The following is a 14,415-nucleotide window of genomic DNA, read 5'->3' as shown; positions in this document are numbered from 1 at the left end:
GCGCGGGGCCGACCGGCCCCGCGCGGCATCCGGGGCGGCGGAGGCGGGCAGGGCGGTCGTCCGGCCTCGGGGGCCGGTCAGGCGCGCTTGTCGGCGGCGGTGCGCAGGTTGTAGGCGTCGTCGTCGAAGTACGGGGAGTACGAGCGGGAGTGGGTGGTCCCCCCGCCCTGGTAGCCGCCGATGACCCCGTTGACGACGCCGGTGTGGGTCGTGGTGCTGTAGTTCAGCAGCCAGGGGCTTCCGCTGGTGCCGCCGTAGAAGCCGCCGCAGTCCATCCGGATCTGGTACGCGGACTGGCGGGCGGTCTGGACCCGGCAGTAGATCGGCCGGTCCCGCTTGTCGTAGGTGATCCGCGGGTAGCCGGTCACGTTCACCCACTTGCCGACGCCCTGGTTCGCGGCGAGCTTGTTGTAGCCGACCACGTCCTGGACCAGCTTGCCGTTGAGCGGGTTGAGCGCGATGTAGCCGAAGTCGAGGTCGGCGTCGCCGGTCGCCTGCCAGCGCTGGTCGACCAGCATCATGCCGGCCGCCCAGGTGCCGTACGGCCGCTTGCCCTGGTCGTACCTGGGGACGAACGCCACCTTGGTGCTGTACGCGCCGCCCTTGCCCCCGTGGATGCAGTGCGCGGCGGTGATCAGCAGTTTCTTGGAGAAGCTGTTCACCACACTCGCGGTGCAGTAATGGTCGCCGGTGCCGTTGTTGAAGAACAGCGCGCCGAGCGTCGGGATGCCGGCGAACGCCGTGGCGGTCGGCACCGCCTGCGCCCTGACCGCCCCAGGCGCCCGCCCGGACGGGCCCCCGGCCCGGATACCGGGGGCGGCCGGGCCCGGTTCGGCGCCGGTCAGCGGGGTCGCGGTGGCCATCCGCTCCCGCGTCCAGTACCGCTGCACCGCGCCCGCGTCCGCCGCGCTGATCCGCGTGCTCACGGAGGTGTCCACGACGGTACGGCCACGGGCCTGGCCGCCCGCGAGCACCAGCGTCGTCCCGGCGGTCACGACCGCCGCGGACGTCACCGCGGCGGCCGTCCCCCACATCCGAAACCTGCGCATCCGCCCGAAGCTACCGACTCACCGTTCCCGCCACAACGTGAACGATCACACTGGCCGGACCGGCCCTAACGGGCGAATTCGGTGGCCCGCGACTCGCGGACCACGGTGACCCGGATCTGCCCCGGGTAGGTCAGCTCGTCCTCGACCTGCTTGGCGATGTCGCGCGCGATGACCTGGGCCTGGATGTCGTCGACCGAGTCGGGCTTGACCATCACCCGGATCTCGCGGCCGGCCTGCATGGCGAAGACCTTCTCCACGCCCTCGTGCCGGTCCCGGGCGATCTCCTCCAGCCGCTCCAGGCGCTTGACGTAGGACTCCAGCGACTCGCGCCGCGCGCCCGGCCGGCTGCCGCTGACGGCGTCGGCCGCCTGGGTGAGCACCGCCTCGACCGTGCGGACCTCGACCTCGTTGTGGTGCGCCTCGATGGCGTGCACGACGTCCTCGTCCTCGCCGTACCGCCGCGCGATCTCGGCGCCGATGAGGGCGTGGCTGCCCTCGACCTCGTGCGTGAGGGCCTTGCCGATGTCGTGCAGCAGCGTGCACCGCTTGGCTACCTCGGCCGGCAGCCGCAGCTCGCTCGCCATGATCCCGGCGATGTGCGCCGACTCGACCAGGTGCTTCAGCACGTTCTGCCCGTAGGAGGTGCGGTAGCGCAGCCGGCCGAGCAGGGCGATCAGCTCGGGGTGCATGTCGGTGACGCCGACCTCGACCAGCGCGTCCTCGCCGGACCGCACGCAGAGCTGCTCGACGTCGCTGCGGCTGCGCTCGTAGATCTCCTCGATCCGCTGGGGATGGATCCGGCCGTCCAGGACCAGCTTCTCCAGGGTCAGCCGGCCCACCTCCCGGCGCACCGGGTCGAAGCAGCTCAGCAGCACCGCCTCGGGCGTGTCGTCGATGATCAGGTTGACACCGGTGGTCGTCTCGAACGCCCGGATGTTGCGGCCCTCACGGCCGATGATGCGGCCCTTCATCTCGTCGCTCGGCAGGTGCAGCACCGAGACGACCGACTCGGTGGTCTGCTCGCTGGCGACCCGCTGGATGGCCAGCGTGACGATCTTGCGGGCGCGCTTCTCCCCCTCCGCGCGGGCGGCGTTCTCGATCTCCCGGGTCAGCGGGATCGACTCGCGCTTGGCCTGGTTCTCGATGGCCGAGACCAGCTCGCGCTTGGCCTGGTCGGCGGTGAGCCCGGCGGTCGCCTCCAGGACCTGCCGCCGCTCGTCCTCGACGCGGCCGAGCTCCTCCTTGCGCGTTTCCAGGTCCCGCCCGGACTCGGCCAGCCGCCCGGACCACTCCTCCACGCGCCGCACCTCGGCGTCGAGGCGCTGCTCGCGCTCGGCGAGCCGGGTCTCGCGCCGCTCCAGGTCCTCGCGCAGGGTCCGCAGCTCCTCGCGGAGGGTCCTGCCCTCGGCCTCCAGCTCGGCGCGGGTGGTGTCCGCGATCTCCTGGGCCCGCCGTTCGGCGCTCTCCAGGACGCCGCGGGCCTCGGTCTCGGCCGCCGCGGCCTCGGCGGCGGCGGCCTCCTGCGCGCCGTGCCTGCGCAGGACCACGGTGACGATGACGAGAGCGACCAGGGTCACCAGCAGCGCTGCACCCACCAGGACGCTCGCCATGAGGCAGATCCCTTCCTCGCCTTGCGGACCCCCGGGCTGGGGCCCTGCCTCGCGAGGATTACCCGCACCCCGGCGGACGACCGGGTACACGGCATCGCCGGGCCGCCGCGATCCGCAACCCGGTGACTCGGCCGATATCGGCCAGGGTCGTGTCCTCTATGCCTCTCAACTGCTCGAACGGACTCGGTCAGTATCGCAATCCGCAGTGCGCGGAGTAATTCCTCACTGCCGTAACGGTAAGCGGCACAGAGGTAATGAGCAAGCAAACCACGGGCATTCCGGACTAACCGAACGCTCCCGTGAGGGCTTGCTTACCGCCGCCCCGACGCCGCGCCGTCCCCCCTCACCTGCCCGGTCGGCCGCCCCGTCCAGTCAGGGCGATGATCAGGCCAGGTCAGGCGAAATCGCCATTTCGTCGGCGTGTCGCCCGTCTCGCCCAAACCTCGCCGCCAGCCGCCCGAAACCCGGACCGGGGCACGGCTCCACAACACCGAACACGGATCCGGTCCCAGCCTCGATCCCGGTTCTCGGATCCGCCGGATATCGGCCGTGTCCGGCGGGGATGTTATTCCGGCTCGGGGAGGCCGGGGAGGTCGCCGGGGTCGGTGCCCTCGTCCGCGAGGGCCTCCTTGACCACCCGGTAGGCCACGCCGTGCGGGTAGCCCTTGCGGGCGAGCATGCCGACCAGGCGCCGCATCCGCTTGGCCGGTTCGACGCCGCGGGTCGCGGCGAGCTTGCGGTCGACGAGCGCGCGGGCGGTGCGCTCCTCCTGCTCGGGATCCAGCGCCTCCACCGCGTCGGCGACGGTCTCGGCGGCGACACCGCGGTGGCGCAGCTCGTTGGCCAGGGCGCGCTTGGCGAGCCCGCGGCCGTTGTGCCGGGACTGCACCCACGCCTGGGCGAACGCGACGTCGTCGATGAGACCGACGTCGGTGAAGCGCCCGAGCACCTTGTCGGCGACGTCGTCGGGGACGGCCTTGCGGCTCAGTGCCTCGGCGAGCTGGGCGCGGGTGCGCGGAGCCAGGGCCAGCAGGCGCAGGCAGGTCTCACGGGCCGCCGACTCGGGGTTGGCGGGCGGATCGACCGCGCGAGGACGGCGGTTCATGCCGCGCTTCCCCGTGCCGGCACGGCCCCGCGAGCCCCCCTGGCCGCCCGAACGACTGAGGCGGGGACGGAGGGGCGGGCGGGGCCCTCAGGAGCGGCGGCGCCATTGGGGAAGGCCCCCGCACCGGCGGACCGGTGCGGGGTGAGGCGCCGCCGCCCTACATACGAGATCATCGCCCACACTTCCGTCAAGAGTCACCCGGATCGGCGGATTGACCGTCAGGAGTCACCGGGCTTGGCGGCCTTGGCGCCCTTCTTGGCCGTGCTCGCAGCGGGCGTCTTGCCCGCGGCCGGGGCGGACGCGGCGGCCCCGGCGGCGGGCGCGCCCGGCGCGGCGGTCTCGGCGGCCTCCTTGTCGACCTTGGGGCCGATGCCCAGCTTCTCCTTGATGCGCTTCTCGATGCCGTCGGCCATGTCGGGGTTGGACTTGAGGAAGTTGCGGGCGTTCTCCTTGCCCTGGCCGAGCTGGTCGCCGTCGCAGGTGTACCAGGCGCCGGACTTGCGGACGAAGCCGTGCTCGACGCCGAGGTCGATCAGACCGCCCTCGCGGCTGATGCCCTGCCCGTAGAGCAGGTCGAAGTCGGCGACGCGGAACGGCGGGGCCATCTTGTTCTTGACGACCTTAACGCGGACGCGGCTGCCGACCGCCTCGGTGCCGTCCTTGAGCGTCTCGATGCGGCGCACGTCGAGCCGCACGGAGGCGTAGAACTTCAGCGCCTTGCCGCCGGTCGTCGTCTCGGGCGAGCCGAACATGACGCCGATCTTCTCGCGCAGCTGGTTGATGAAGATGACGGTGGTCTTGGTCTGGTTGATCGCGCCGGTGAGCTTGCGCAGGGCCTGCGACATCAGCCGGGCCTGGAGGCCGACGTGGCTGTCGCCCATCTCACCCTCGATCTCGGCGCGCGGGACCAGCGCGGCGACCGAGTCGATGACCACGATGTCGACCGCGCCGGAGCGGATCAGCATGTCGGTGATCTCGAGCGCCTGCTCGCCGGTGTCGGGCTGGGAGACCAGCAGCGCGTCGATGTCGACGCCCAGCTTGCGGGCGTACTCGGGGTCGAGGGCGTGCTCGGCGTCGACGAACGCCGCGATGCCGCCCTTCTTCTGCACGCTGGCCACCGAGTGCAGGGCGATGGAGGTCTTGCCCGAGCCCTCGGGACCGTAGACCTCCACGACCCGGCCGCGGGGCAGGCCGCCGATGCCGAGCGCGATGTCGAGGGAGATCGCGCCCGTCGGGATCGTCTCCACCGGTGCGCGCGCATCGTCGCCCATCCGCATGACCGAGCCCTTGCCGAACTGCCGCTCGATCTGGGCGAGGGCGGTGTCGAGAGCCTTCTCCCGGTCGTTCGCTGCCATGAGGTTGCCCCTTGTCTTTCCTGTGATGTGTGCCGGCTCTCGGCCGCCTTGCGGTGTCGAGGGCGACGTTACGGGGAGCCAGGGACAGTTTCGAGGCCCCGGTACGGCTGTGGACAACGTCGCGTGCGGGGCCCAGCCTACCGAACATTCGTTCGATCATGGTGTCGCGCACCTGTTTGCCCGGGAATCTCCGTGCACACGGGCCCCGGAACCCCGTACGCTGGCGCCGTCCACGGAGGGTTCCTTCATGACGCTGACCGTTCTCTTCTGCGTCGATCCGATCCACCCCCGGCGCGTTGACCCCCACTTCTCCCGCGAGGCCGCGGCCGTGCGGGACCACTACGGCGAGATCGCCCTCATCGACCACGACGCGTTGCGGCACGGCGACGCGGCGGAGGCGGTGCGCGCGGTGCCGAAGGACCTCGGCGCCGTCTGGTACCGGGGCTGGATGCTCGCCAGGGGCGAGTACACGGCGCTCGCCTCGGCGCTCAAGCAGCGCGGCGTCCTCCTGCTCACCCATCCCGAGGACTACCGGCGGGCGCACGAGCTGCCCGGCTGGCACGACACGTTCGCCGGGCTGACCCCGCAGAGCGTGTGGCGTCCGCTGGCCCCCCGCCAGGACCCCGGCGACCTGGCCGAGCTGGTCCGCCCGCTGCGTAGCGGGCCCGGCGTCGTGAAGGACTACGTCAAGTCGCGCAAGCACGAGTGGGACGAGGCGTGCTTCGTCCCCGACGTCAAGAACCTCTCGGAACTCCGCTCGGTCGCGGCGAAGATGATCGCGTTGCAGGACGGGTTCCTCGCGGGCGGGCTGGTGGTGCGGGAGTACGAGCCCTACGACGGCGAGGGCGAGGCGCGCGTGTGGTGGGTGGACGGGGAGCCCGCCCTGGTGGGACCGCATCCAGACAGCCCCGGCCTGGAGCCCGAGCCCGAGCTGGCCTCCGTGGCCCCGGCCGTGCGGGCGCTCGGCTGCCGCTTCATCACCACCGATCTCGCCTGCCGCACCGACGGCGAGTGGCGCGTGGTCGAGGTCGGGGACGGCCAGGTCAGCGACCTGCCTGCGACGGTCGACCCGATGGACCTGTACGCGCACCTGCCGGTGCCGGACTAGAAATCCGCAAGTCCCCAGAACCTGGACGCACATTTTCCTCGTCCAACAGGATGCGGCACTCGCACGCCCTCGCGCAGCGTGTCCGTGATGTGACGGAACCGGCGCGACATCGCTTCCGTCTCATGATCCACCGCCCCTAGGCTATGGCTCCGTGACGCCGGATTCCTTTTTCGGTGAGGCATCCGACCCCGCTGTCCGGAACCTCCCGACACCCGTCGTCTCGTTTCGAAGGACGTGTTCCCCTTGCCCCCACAGGAGCCCACTCGCCGGCTCAGCTCGCGCGCCGTCAAAGTCGGGATGGTGAGCGCGCTGTCCGTGACCCTGGTCGCCTGCGGTTCCAAGTCGACCACCGCGTACTGCGTGGACCGTGACGCTCCCGCCGTGGGCAAGACCGCGGGCGGCCACAAGACGGTCCCCGACAGTTTCTGCAACACCAGCGACATCGACCGGGGCACCGTCTCGTACGGCCGCTACTACTGGTACTACGGCGGGAAGCGCTCCTCCAACGGCTACGTCTCCGGCGGCAGCGCGTACGGGCCCAGCAAGGGCAAGGTCAAGTCGAGCAGCGGCCGGACCCTGAGCCGCGGCGGGTTCGGCGGCGGCGGCAAGAGCGGGAGCTGAGCCGACATGAGGCGAACCCGTTCCGAGCCCAGGGAAGACTGGGCCGAGAAGGTCGAAGCGCACGGGCTGGCCTTCCACCGGACCGCGCACCCCGAACATCTGCCCCGTCCCTACTGGGACGAGTCGGTGCACTACGTCTTCGAGATGGACGAGGTGCTGGCCCTAGAGGCGGTCGTGGAGGAGCTTCACGAGATGTGCCTCCAGGTGGTGGAGCACGTCGTCACCACCGGTCGGTACAACGTGCTGGGCATCCCCGACTGGGTCGCCCCGCTGATCGAGGAGTCATGGCGCCGCCGCGATCCGCACCTGTACGGGCGGTTCGACCTACGCTACGGCGGAGACGGGCCGGCCAAGCTGCTGGAGTACAACGCCGATACCCCGACGGCCCTGGTCGAGAGCGCCGTCGTGCAGTGGTTCTGGTTGCAGGACGCCTTCCCCGGCGACGACCAGTGGAACTCCATCCACGAACGCCTGGTGGCGCGCTGGAAGGAGATCGGGTCCGGGCTGCCCGATGACGGTCCGGCCCACTTCGCCTGGACCAACGGGGACGAGACCGGCGAGGAGGTCATGACGATCGCCTACATGCAGCAGACCGCCGAGGAGGCGGGGCTGTCCGGCATCGCGATCGCCATGGAGGACATCGGGTGGCACCCGGAGCGCGAGCGCTTCGTCGACCTCCACGACGACGAGATCCGCACGCTCTGCAAGCTCTACCCCTGGGAGTGGATCGTCTCCGAGCCGTTCGGCCGGAGCATCCCGGCCGCGCCCACCACCTGGATCGAGCCGATCTGGAAGATGGTGCTCTCCAACAAGGCGCTGCTGGTGCTGCTCTGGGAACTGTTCCCCGGACACCCCAACCTGCTGCCCACCTACCTGAACACCCCCTCCGACCTCACCTCGTACGTGCAAAAACCCCTGCTCGGCCGGGAGGGGGCGAGCATGCGCATCGTCACGCCCGACGGCAGCGAGCAGCGCACGCAGGGCGACTACGGCGCGGAGGGCTTCGTCTTCCAGGAGTTCTGCGCGCTGCCGGACTTCGACGGTGAGCACCCGGTGCTCGGCGCGTGGGTGGTCGACGACGAGTCGGCCGGGCTCGGCATCCGCGAGACGTCCGGGCTCATCACCGACGACACCTCGTCGTTCGTCCCGCACCGCATACCCGTCTGAACCCCTGGCCCGCCCTCCGTCCCCGGTGCCCGTTCCTGAGGAGCACGAGCTGACGGGCCTCGGTCAGCGCAGGCTCTGGGGGACGTCGAAGGTGGCGGCGACCGCTCTCCAGACCCGCTTGACGGACTCGCCGTCGGCCAGGGCCCGTTCAACGGTGCGGCCACCGAGCTCGGCCAGGACGTAGTCCTTGGCCACGCTCTCGGCATAGCCCTCGCCGAACTGCTGATTCATCCGTTCCCAGAACTGTGTGAGCCGCACCCGGACACGCTATCCGAGAGCGTCGGTCACCTCGTCCGGGACGGACGGGCGGGCGCCCTCCCGGTACTGCCGGTGCAGGCCCGTCAGGTAGCGCTCGACGCCCTCCACCACGCGCGCGGTCCGGTAGGACGGGAAGACGTCGAAGGCGTGCTGCCCGCCCTTCATCTCCGCGTACACGACCGGCGAGGACGAGGTCTCGCGCAGCTTGTGGACGAACCGCCGCGCCTCCGCCACCGGGATCAGCGAGTCGCGGCTGCCGTGGATGACGAAGAACGGCGGCGCGTCCTCGCGCAGGTACGTGACGGGGGACGCGTCGGCGAACACCTCGGGCTCCTCATGGAAGGACCGCTTCACCACCATCCGCTCCATCAGCGGCGTCGCCCCCATCGGCACCGGCCAGGGCCCCGGCTCCACCAGGTCGTACACCCCGTAGAAGGGCACGGCCCCGCGCACGCGCGTGTCGGCGTCCTCGAAACCGGGCTGGAAGCGCGGCTCGTTGGCGCTGAGCGCCACCAGCGCGGCCAGATGGCCGCCCGCCGAGCCGCCCGTCACGCACAGAAAGTCCGGATCGGCGCCGTACTCCTCGGCGTGCTCGCGGTACCAGGCCACGAAGTGCTTGAGGTCGATCAGATGCTCGGGCCAGGTCGCGCGCGGGCTGAGCCGGTAGTTGACGTTGAAGCCCACCCAGCCCTGCACGGCCATGTGGTTGAGGAGCGGGAGCCCCTGTTCGCGCTTGTCCCCGATGACCCACGCGCCGCCGTGGATCTGCATCAGCCCCGGCCGCAGGGAGCCTTCCGCCTTGGGCCGGTAGACGTCCAGCTTGAGGCGGAGCCGTCCCTCCTCGTGGAAGACGACGTTGCGCGTCACCCGGACGCCGCGCCGGGGCACGAGGACCAGCGGCGGGACGATCTGGGGCGCGAGCGGGAAGCGCGGTGCGTCCTCCGGATCGAGGTCGAGCGGGACTCCGCTCTCACGCAGCGTCACCACGGTCCGCCGGGACGCGGCGATGGTCGCGATGGTCCCCGCTGCTCCGGCCGCGCCGAGCACGAGGCCCGTCCAGCCCGTCCAGCCGTGCAGGCCCCCGTACCCGGCCGTGAGCCCGAGCGCGGCGATCTCGGCGGCGAGCAGGTGCGGGGCCAGTTCGACGGCGAGCCACCCCGCGAAGAAGCTCGGCACCAGCAGCATGAGGCGGCGGACGGGCCGGTGCGCGTTCAGGGCGAGGAGCAGGGACAGTGCTCCGACGGCGAGCAGGACGTAGGGCATGGGACGGCTCCTCGCGGCGTGTTCTCCTCCCCACCATGCCCGGACAAGCGCTTGCTTACAAGATGACGATGGCCACCCGGACGGCCGCCGTCACGTTCTGTCGGACCCGCGAGGCAGGATGGTGACGTGACCGCTGACGTGCTCGAACGCTTCTCCCCCGCGACCCGTGCCTGGTTCACGGGGGCGTTCGCCGCGCCCACCGCCGCACAGGCCGGCGCGTGGAGGTCGATCTCGGCGGGCGACGACACCCTCGTCGTGGCGCCGACCGGGTCCGGCAAGACCCTGGCCGCGTTCCTGTGGTCCCTCGACCGGCTGACCGCCGCCCCGCGACCCGCCCCGCAGCCGACCGCGCAGGCCACCGCGCGGCCCGCCCCGAAGTCCGGCGCGGGGGCCGCCGCACCGACCGGGCCCGATCCCAAGCGGCGCTGCCGCGTCCTGTACGTCTCGCCGCTGAAGGCCCTCGCCGTCGACGTCGAGCGCAACCTGCGCGCCCCGCTCACCGGGATCAGGCAGGCCGCGCGGCGACTCGGGCTGGCCGAGCCCGACATCCGGGTCGGCATGCGGTCCGGCGACACCCCGGCGGACGAGCGGCGCCGGCTGGCCCTCCGGCCGCCCGACATCCTGATCACCACGCCCGAGTCGCTGTTCCTGATCCTCACCTCGCGGGCCCGCGAGTCGCTGCGCGGCGTCGAGACCGTGATCATCGACGAGGTGCACGCGGTGGCGGGCACCAAGCGCGGCGCGCACCTGGCGCTGTCCCTCGAACGGCTCGACGCGCTGCTCGACCGTCCGGCCCAGCGGATCGGGCTGTCGGCGACCGTCCGCCCGGCCGCCGAGGTGGCCGCGTTCCTCGGCGGGGCCCGCCCGGCCGCGGTGGTGCAGCCGCCGTCCGACAAGGTCTTCGACCTCGACATCGTCGTCCCGGTCGAGGACATGGGCGAGGTCGCCCAGTTCACCGACGGCTCCGGCGCCGCCGATCCGCGTCAGCGCAGCATCTGGCCGCACGTGGAGGACCGGCTGCTCGACCTGATCGGCGCGCACCGGTCGACGCTGGTGTTCGCCAACTCGCGGCGTCTCGCCGAACGCCTGTGCGGGCGCCTCAACGAGCTGGCGTACGAGCGCGCCCACGGCGAGGCGCTGCCCGAAGACCATTCCCCGGCCGCGACCATGGCCCAGGCGGGCGCGGCCAGGGGGGCTCCGCTGGAGATCGCGCGCGCCCACCACGGGTCGGTGTCCAAGGAGGAGCGGGCCGGCATCGAGAACGCCCTCAAGGAGGGTCGCCTCCCCGCCGTGGTCGCCACGTCCAGCCTCGAACTCGGCATCGACATGGGCGCGGTCGACCTGGTCGTGCAGGTAGAGTCGCCGCCGTCGGTGGCCAGCGGGTTGCAGCGGGTCGGGCGGGCGGGCCACCAGGTCGGCGCCGTCTCTAAGGGCGTCATCTTCCCCAAGTACCGCGGCGACCTGGTGCAGACGGCGGTGGTCGCCGAGCGGATGCGCGGCGGCGAGATCGAGGAGCTGCGCTACCCGCGCAACCCGCTCGACGTCCTCGCCCAGCAGATCGTCGCGATGGTCTCGATGGACGACTGGACGGTCGACGACCTCGACACGCTGGTCAAGCGGGCCGCCCCCTACGCCACGCTGCCCCGTTCGGCGCTGGAGGCCACCCTCGACATGCTCGCGGGCCGCTACCCGAGCGACGAGTTCGGCGAGCTGCGCCCGCGCCTGGTGTGGGACCGCGTCACCGGCGTCCTGGCCGAGCGGCCCGGCGCGCAGCGGCTGGCCGTCACCAGCGGCGGCACCATTCCCGACCGCGGCCTGTTCGGCGTGTTCCTCGTGGGCGAGAAGTCGTCCCGGGTGGGCGAGCTCGACGAGGAGATGGTCTACGAGTCCCGCGTGGGCGACGTGTTCGTGCTGGGCGCGAGCTCGTGGCGGATCGAGGACATCACGCCCGACCGGGTGCTGGTCTCGCCCGCGCCGGGGCAGCCCGGCAAGCTGCCGTTCTGGCACGGCGACCAGCTCGGCCGTCCCGCCGAGCTGGGGCGCGCGCTGGGCGCGTTCTCCCGCGCGCTGGCCGCGCTGCCCGAGGGCGCGGCGCGCGAGCGGGTCGCCGCCGCGGGCCTGGACGACTGGGCCGCCGCCAACCTGGTGTCCTACCTGACCGAGCAGCGGGAGGCGACCGGGCACGTCCCCGACGACCGCACCATGGTCGTCGAGCGGTTCCGCGACGAGCTGGGCGACTGGCGCATGGTGGTGCACTCGCCGCTCGGCGCGCGGGTGCACGCGCCCTGGGCGCTGGCCATCGCGGGGCGGCTCCGCGAGCGCTACGGCGTCGACGCGCAGGCCATGCACGCCGACGACGGCATCGTGATCCGCATCCCCGACATGGACGAGCCGCCGGGCCTCGACCTGGCGGTCTTCGACGCCGACGACATCGAGCGCATCGTCGTCGACGAGCTGGGCGGGTCGGCGCTGTTCGCGGCCCGGTTCCGCGAGTGCGCGGCGCGGTCGCTGCTGCTGCCGCGCCGCCGCCCCGACAAGCGGATGCCGCTGTGGCAGCAGCGGCAGCGCGCCGCGCAACTGCTGGCCGTGGCGAGCAAGTACCCCTCGTTCCCGATCGTGCTGGAGACGATGCGCGAGTGCCTCCAGGACGTCTTCGACGTGCCGGGCCTGGTGCACCTGATGCGCGAGGTGTCGGGCCGCAAGGTCCGCCTCGTCGAGGTCGAGACCAACGAGCCGTCTCCCTATGCGCGGTCGCTGCTGTTCCACTACGTCGGCGCGTTCATGTACGAGGGCGACTCCCCGCTCGCCGAGCGGCGGGCGCAGGCGCTCGCGCTCGACTCGGCGCTGCTGGCCGAGCTGCTGGGCCAGGCCGACCTGCGCGAGCTGCTCGACCCCGAGGTCGTCACCGACACCGAGCGCGAGTTGCAGCGCCTCGCCGACGACCGGCGGGCCCGCGATCCGGAGGGGGTCGCCGACCTGCTGCGCGGCCTCGGCCCGCTCACCACCGCCGAGATCGCGGACCGGCTCGAACCGGCCGCGGCGCCGAGCGCCGGGGCCTGGGCGGCCGAGCTCGAGTCGGCCCGGCGGGTGATCAGGGTGCGGGTCGGCGGGCAGGAGCGCTGGACGGCGATCGAGGACGCCGGCCGGCTCCGCGACGCCCTCGGGGCGCCGCTGCCGGTGGGCGTCCCGGAGGCGTTCCTCGAACCGGTCGGCGACCCGCTCGGCGACCTGGTCTCCCGCTACGCGCGCACGCACGGGCCGTTCCGGCTGGGCGACGTCGCGGCGCGCTTCGGGCTCGGCACGGCGGTGGTGGCCGAGACGCTGCGCGGGCTGGCGGCGGCCGGACGGGTCGTCGAGGGCGAGTTCCTCCCGGCCCAGACGGTGTCCGGCCCGCTGACGAGCGAATGGTGCGACAGCGGTGTGCTCCGCACGCTGCGGCGCCGGTCGCTGGCACGGCTGCGCGCGGAGGTCGAACCGTCGCCGCCCGAGGCGCTCGGCCGGTTCCTGCCGGTCTGGCACGGCATCGCGGGCGGGTCGCGGCTGCGGGGCGTCGACGCGCTGGTGCAGGCGATCGAGCAGCTCCAGGGGGCGGCCGTCCCGGCGTCGGCGCTGGAGTCGCTGATCCTGCCGTCCCGGGTGACGGGCTACTCCCCCGCCATGCTCGACGAGCTGACCTCCGCGGGCGAGGTCGTGTGGGCCGGGCAGGGCGGGCTGCCGGGCGGCGACGGCTGGGTGTCGCTGTACCTCGCCGACACCGCCCCGCTGCTGATGCCCGAGCCGGCCGAGATCACCCTGACGCCGGTGCACCAGGCCGTCCTCGACGCGCTCGGCGACGGCGGCGCGCTGTTCTTCCGAATGCTCTCCGACCGGGTGAACGGCCGGGTCACGACCGGCGACCAGGACCTGGTCACCGCCGTGTGGGACCTGGTCTGGGCGGGCCACCTCACCAACGACACCCTCGCCCCGCTGCGCGCCGCGCTCGGCTCGGGCCGTCCGGCCCACCGGTCCCGCGCGGGCCGGCGCGGGCGTCCCGTGATGCCGTCCCGCACGGGGCCGCCGGCCGTCGCCGGGCGGTGGTGGCCGCTGCCGTCCCGGGAGGCCGCCGCGACGCTGCGCTCGCACGCGCTGGCCGAGGCGCTGCTGGAGCGGTACGGCATCGTGATCCGCGGCGCGGTCGCGGCCGAGCGGATCCTCGGCGGGTTCTCGGCGGTCTATCCGGTGCTGCGGGCGTTCGAGGAGAGCGGCCGGTGCCGCCGCGGCTATTTCGTCGAGGGGCTCGGCGCGGCCCAGTTCGCGCTGCCCGGCGCCGTCGACCGGCTGCGCGCGCTGCGCCCGGCCGCCTCGGCCACCGATCCGGCGGGCGCGGGCGGTGGGGGCATGGCGGGCACCGAGGCCCTGTGGGAGACCCCGACTCCGGGACGCCGTGCGAGGCCCGGCGACGCCGGCGGGCGGGCGCTGGTGCTCGCCGCCGCCGACCCGGCCAACCCGTACGGCGCGGCGCTGCCGTGGCCGGGACGCGACGACGAGGTCGCCAGCGGGCACAAGCCGGGCCGCAAGGCCGGGGCGCTGGTGGTGCTGGTCGAGGGGCGGCTGGCCCTCTACGTCGAACGCGGCGGCCGTTCGCTGCTGACCTGGGACGACGACCCGGACGTGGTGCAACCGGCGGTCGACGCGCTGGCCCTGGCGGTCCGCGAGGGCGCGCTCGGCAAGCTGACCGTCGAACGCGCCGACGGCGCGTCGATCGGCGACTCTCCGCTGGCCGCCGCGCTGGAGGCGGCCGGCTTCCACCCGACCCCGCGCGGCCTGCGGCTGCGTGCCTGACCACCGCGCGCCTGACCACCGCGCGCCTCACCGGCGCCCGGCTCCGCCGCCGGAAGGC

General features: G+C 72.9%; 10 protein-coding genes. 4 read left to right on the top strand and 6 right to left on the bottom strand.

The annotated features are described in order from the left end of the window. Positions 1-77: 77 nt before the first annotated feature. From OHA34_RS34155 to recA, 4 genes are all read right to left on the bottom strand, one after another. Positions 78-1,049 (bottom strand): trypsin-like serine protease, encoded by a 972-nt coding sequence (locus OHA34_RS34155; protein ID WP_329519982.1) that lies wholly within the window; start codon positions 1,047-1,049, stop codon positions 78-80. A gap of 65 nt (positions 1,050-1,114) precedes the next feature. Next, entirely contained in the window at positions 1,115-2,647 is a 1,533-nt protein-coding gene (rny, locus tag OHA34_RS34150) for a ribonuclease Y (RefSeq protein ID WP_432763028.1), read from the bottom strand. A 577-nt stretch (positions 2,648-3,224) separates the two neighbouring features. Beyond that, entirely contained in the window at positions 3,225-3,764 is a 540-nt protein-coding gene (locus tag OHA34_RS34145) for a regulatory protein RecX (protein WP_285937191.1), read from the bottom strand. A 218-nt stretch (positions 3,765-3,982) separates the two neighbouring features. Beyond that, complete coding sequence (recA, locus tag OHA34_RS34140; RefSeq protein WP_285937192.1) at positions 3,983-5,119, bottom strand: recombinase RecA; 1,137 nt, start codon at positions 5,117-5,119, stop codon at positions 3,983-3,985. A 247-nt stretch (positions 5,120-5,366) separates the two neighbouring features. Between recA and OHA34_RS34135 the strand changes: the two genes are divergently transcribed. From OHA34_RS34135 to OHA34_RS34125, 3 genes are all read left to right on the top strand, one after another. Further along, positions 5,367-6,227: an ATP-grasp domain-containing protein gene (locus OHA34_RS34135; RefSeq protein ID WP_329519981.1), complete on the top strand. Its 861-nt coding sequence runs from the start codon at positions 5,367-5,369 to the stop codon at positions 6,225-6,227. Between the two features lie 297 nt (positions 6,228-6,524). Next, positions 6,525-6,848 carry a hypothetical protein gene (locus tag OHA34_RS34130; RefSeq protein ID WP_285938575.1) on the top strand — a complete coding sequence of 108 codons (324 nt, stop codon included), beginning with the start codon at positions 6,525-6,527 and terminating at the stop codon, positions 6,846-6,848. 6 nt (positions 6,849-6,854) lie between these two features. Next, positions 6,855-8,015: a glutathionylspermidine synthase family protein gene (locus OHA34_RS34125; RefSeq protein WP_329519980.1), complete on the top strand. Its 1,161-nt coding sequence runs from the start codon at positions 6,855-6,857 to the stop codon at positions 8,013-8,015. A gap of 63 nt (positions 8,016-8,078) precedes the next feature. On the opposite strand, the gene OHA34_RS34120 is transcribed toward OHA34_RS34125, so the two are convergent. After that, positions 8,079-8,273, bottom strand: coding sequence for a DUF3046 domain-containing protein (locus OHA34_RS34120; protein WP_285937195.1), 195 nt, complete (start codon positions 8,271-8,273; stop codon positions 8,079-8,081). A 9-nt stretch (positions 8,274-8,282) separates the two neighbouring features. After that, the gene (locus tag OHA34_RS34115; RefSeq protein ID WP_285937196.1) at positions 8,283-9,536 is read right to left on the bottom strand and encodes an alpha/beta hydrolase; all 1,254 of its coding nucleotides are present in this window, start codon (positions 9,534-9,536) and stop codon (positions 8,283-8,285) included. A 126-nt stretch (positions 9,537-9,662) separates the two neighbouring features. Here OHA34_RS34115 and OHA34_RS34110 point away from each other — a divergent pair, with 126 nt between their 5' ends. Continuing rightward, positions 9,663-14,357, top strand: coding sequence for an ATP-dependent helicase (locus tag OHA34_RS34110; RefSeq protein WP_329519979.1), 4,695 nt, complete (start codon positions 9,663-9,665; stop codon positions 14,355-14,357). Positions 14,358-14,415: the final 58 nt, after the last annotated feature.

Source organism: Spirillospora sp. NBC_01491, from assembly GCF_036227065.1.
GTDB classification, from domain to species: domain Bacteria; phylum Actinomycetota; class Actinomycetes; order Streptosporangiales; family Streptosporangiaceae; genus Spirillospora; species Spirillospora xylanilytica.
This window is presented reverse-complemented; position numbering and strand designations above follow the sequence as displayed.

Bases quoted from the DNA above. Each gene is read 5' to 3' on its own strand.
- OHA34_RS34115 (WP_285937196.1), bottom strand. From the start codon at position 9,536: ATGCCCTACGTCCTGCTCGCCGTCGGAGCACTGTCCCTGCTCCTCGCC.
- OHA34_RS34135 (WP_329519981.1), top strand. From the start codon at position 5,367: ATGACGCTGACCGTTCTCTTCTGCGTCGATCCGATCCACCCCCGGCGC.
- OHA34_RS34145 (WP_285937191.1), bottom strand. From the start codon at position 3,764: ATGAACCGCCGTCCTCGCGCGGTCGATCCGCCCGCCAACCCCGAGTCG.
- OHA34_RS34125 (WP_329519980.1), top strand. From the start codon at position 6,855: ATGAGGCGAACCCGTTCCGAGCCCAGGGAAGACTGGGCCGAGAAGGTC.
- recA (WP_285937192.1), bottom strand. From the start codon at position 5,119: ATGGCAGCGAACGACCGGGAGAAGGCTCTCGACACCGCCCTCGCCCAG.
- OHA34_RS34130 (WP_285938575.1), top strand. From the start codon at position 6,525: ATGGTGAGCGCGCTGTCCGTGACCCTGGTCGCCTGCGGTTCCAAGTCG.
- OHA34_RS34155 (WP_329519982.1), bottom strand. From the start codon at position 1,049: ATGCGCAGGTTTCGGATGTGGGGGACGGCCGCCGCGGTGACGTCCGCG.